This is a genomic window from Paenibacillus xylanexedens, assembly GCF_007680605.1.
GTDB classification, from domain to species: Bacteria; Bacillota; Bacilli; order Paenibacillales; family Paenibacillaceae; genus Paenibacillus; species Paenibacillus xylanexedens_B.
Window position 1 is genome coordinate 1 of record NZ_VEIO01000063.1, and the last position, 376, is coordinate 376.

The 376-nt window shown below is 55.3% G+C and carries 1 protein-coding gene; it reads right to left on the reverse strand.

Annotated features, from left to right (window positions below):
• On the reverse strand, positions 1 to 376 hold a 376-nt coding region (locus tag FS818_RS28395; RefSeq protein ID WP_145336746.1), incomplete at both ends, for an AMP-binding enzyme.

Genomic DNA, 376 nt, shown 5'->3' on the forward strand with positions numbered 1-376 from the left:
ACCATGTACTCAGGCAGACTCCGTTTTAAATACGCGCGCAACTCGGATGCATTAAATACACCACGGCTTACCACGTAGGCACACAGATAAGACTCGCCCTGCTCGTCTTTCCGAGCCACAACCACCGCTTCCTTCACGTCCGCGTGTTGAAGAAGAACATGCACAATTTCGCCTATTTCGATTCGGTACCCTCGGATTTTCACCTGTTCATCGATCCGACCCAGGTACTCCAGGTTCCCGTCCGGTAGCCAGCGTGCCAGGTCCCCAGTGCGATACATCCGCCCGCCCTCTTCAAACGGGTTGTCTACAAACTTCTCTGCCGTCAGCTCGGGACGGTTCAAGTATCCCCGCGTCACGCCTTCTCCAGCCACGTACA